Here is a 2,536-nt window from a genome sequence, read left to right on the forward strand (position 1 = left end):
TCGCGGGCTCCGTCGTCGCGGATCTCGTCGCATCCGCCACGACGGTGTGTCCGACGCTCGGGGCAGTACCCGGTGCGACACCTCCGCCCGGCGTGCTCGAGATGATGCGGAGGACCGGGCTCAGCATGGAACAACGGGGCCAGACGGTCGCCGGCCTGCACGGCGCTGGGGTCCGCATCGTGTCCGGTTCCGACGGGGGGATCTCGGTCGGCAAGCCGCACGGAATCATGCCCGAATCGGTGATCAGCCTCGTCGACGGCGGTGTGCCACCGGCCGGGGCACTCGCCACCGCGACCTCCTTGGCGGCCGCGGCGTGCGGGCTGGGCGATCGCAAGGGTCGCGTGCGCGCGGGATACGATGCCGACCTGCTGGTCGTCGAGGGTGACCCGCGAGCCGGTGTCACAGCGCTGCGCGATGTCCGAGCGGTCTTCCTGCGCGGCATCCGCATCTGAGGACGTCGGGCCGACCGAGTGTCAACCCCCGAATCCGCCGCCATCTTGAGCAGCCCCGGCGAATACGCGGCGCCGGCGGATATTCCACAACCGATCGTTCCGGACAGGCGTCGGGGCGTCCGGCTCGCCCGTCGCAGCCCCGCTAGTCGCGGTGGGCGATGCCGTGCAGGAGCATTTGGGTGAGCTCCTCGATCTGCCGGGTCTTGCTCGGCCGGCGTTCGTATCCGGGGAACAGCCAGTCGTCGAGCAGCACGATCGACATCACCGCCCCCGCCGCGACCGCGACCGTCATCGGGGGATCCAGGCTCTTGTACTCCCGCGCCTGTCCGTGGTCCAGCAGCACGCGGCGCATGATCCGCAACCCGTCGGCGAGAGCCTGGCTGACGTCCGCGGCGATCCGATCGAGTACCCGGTCCCCACCCTGCACCCGCGCCGCGATCAGGGTCCCCAGCAGGTTGCGATGCTCCTGCACCACGGCGTAGAAGCCTTTCACGAACGAGCTCGTGATCACCTCGGGATCGCTCGACTTCGGCGGGCGGCGGTCCCAGTCCGCCGCCCAGTTGGTGATGAACTCCGTGAAGGGCTTGAGGATCGCCTCCTGGAACAGCTCCGCCTTGGTGCCGAAGTTCCGGAAGATCACCGGCTCACCCACGCCGGCCTCGACGGCGATCTGCTTCGTTGTCGTGCCGTGGTAGCCCTGCTCGGTGAACAGCTGGTGAGCGGCCTTGAGTACCAGCTCCCGAACCTCGTTCGGTCCACGACGGACGTGCTTGCGCTCAACGGGCTCCACCTGGTGAGGATAGCGGCCAGGTTTCCAGCAGCGGTACTTACTTCTATCGATAGTGGCACTTGCGATAGGTGGCCAAACCCGCCTACCCTCCGGCGTGAGGTCGGTCACCTCTGCAGGCTCACCGGGAGGATCGAATGATCAAGCAGATGGAGATGAACACGAGGGTTGCGAAGGCCTTCGTGTGGTCCGCGATCGTGCTTGTCGCCGGTTTGATCGTGGCGCAGGGATTCCTGATGCACTTCGTCCCGGGAATCGACCCCAGCTTCAGTGCCGAGCAGGTCCGGCAACACTTCATCGACCGCAGGTTCGAGATCCAGATCGGATCGATCCTGCAGATCATCTCGTGGAGCTTCTGGGCCACCTGGGGCATCGTGATCACGGTGTTCATCCGCAAGATGGAACGCGGCTATCCATTCCTGGCCTACGCCTCCATCGCGCTGGTGGGCGGCGGGTCGGTGTTCTTCCTGTTGATCCCCATGACCTGGGCGGTGTGCGCGTTCAGGGCCCCGGAGATGGCACCACAGATCATCCAGTTCGCCAACGACTGGGTGTGGTTCGACTGGCTGTTCACCTGGCCGCCGTTCTCCATCTGGTTCTTCGTCATTGCCGCCGCGATCTTCAACGACCACAACGTGCCCACCATCTACCCGCGCTGGGTCGCCTACCTCAACGTGTGGTGCGGCATGCTGATCTTCCCGGCCGCACTGATCGCGTTCTTCCACAAAGGACCGTTCGCCTACAACGGCATCGGCGCGTTCTGGTTCCCGGTGGTCATGTTCTTCGGCGAGATCGTCGTCATGATCGTCGTCTCGATGCGGGTCATCAACGAGCAGGCAGCCAAGCTGCAGGCCGAAGCCGAAGCGGGCGAGGCGACACCCACCAAGGCTCCGACGCCAGTCGCCGGCGCCTGACCTGCATTGCGATCTCTCGGCGACGATCCCCCGCTACGTCGAGTCGTGGAAGCAGGGTTCGAGGACATGACGACAGAGCAGGCGCACACGACCACGGAGCCGGTCCACAGTGGGTGGCTCGCGTCTTTCCGTATCGACCCGTTCCTGATGCGGCTGTTCGTGTGGACCGGGTTGGCCCTGGTCCTCATGACGGTGGTCGGTTTCGGGTGGCTGATGCACATGGTCCCGCCACCGTCACCGGCGAACAGCGGGCAGCAGACGCTGGAGTTCGTCCGGGGACACCAGACGTCGATCCTCATCGGCGCCGCGGTGGTCACCTTCTTCTGGTCGTTCTGGGTCACCTGGGCGGCGCCACTCGTCCTCTACATCCGGCGCATGGAGCG

4 protein-coding genes are annotated in these 2,536 nt (G+C 65.9%); 3 read left to right on the forward strand and 1 reads right to left on the reverse strand.

Annotation, left to right across the window (positions count from 1 at the left end; translation table 11 throughout):
• The coding region (locus VGH85_15390; protein ID HEY2175189.1) for an amidohydrolase family protein at window positions 1-452 on the forward strand (452 nt) is incomplete at its 5' end.
• Between the two features lie 142 nt (window positions 453-594).
• Here the strand turns inward: VGH85_15390 and VGH85_15395 are convergent.
• Window positions 595-1,242: a helix-turn-helix domain-containing protein gene (locus tag VGH85_15395; protein ID HEY2175190.1), complete on the reverse strand. Its 648-nt coding sequence runs from the start codon at window positions 1,240-1,242 to the stop codon at window positions 595-597.
• Window positions 1,243-1,376: 134 nt separating this feature from the next.
• On the opposite strand from VGH85_15395, the gene VGH85_15400 reads away from it, so the two are divergent.
• Together VGH85_15400 and VGH85_15405 are read left to right on the forward strand one after the other, a co-directional pair.
• Window positions 1,377-2,153, forward strand: a complete 777-nt coding sequence (locus VGH85_15400; GenBank protein HEY2175191.1) for a hypothetical protein — start codon at window positions 1,377-1,379, stop codon at window positions 2,151-2,153.
• A 66-nt stretch (window positions 2,154-2,219) separates the two neighbouring features.
• The coding region (locus tag VGH85_15405; GenBank protein ID HEY2175192.1) for a hypothetical protein at window positions 2,220-2,536 on the forward strand (317 nt) is incomplete at its 3' end.

It is taken from the genome of Mycobacteriales bacterium (assembly GCA_036497565.1).
Lineage (GTDB): Bacteria > Actinomycetota > Actinomycetes > Mycobacteriales > QHCD01 > DASXJE01.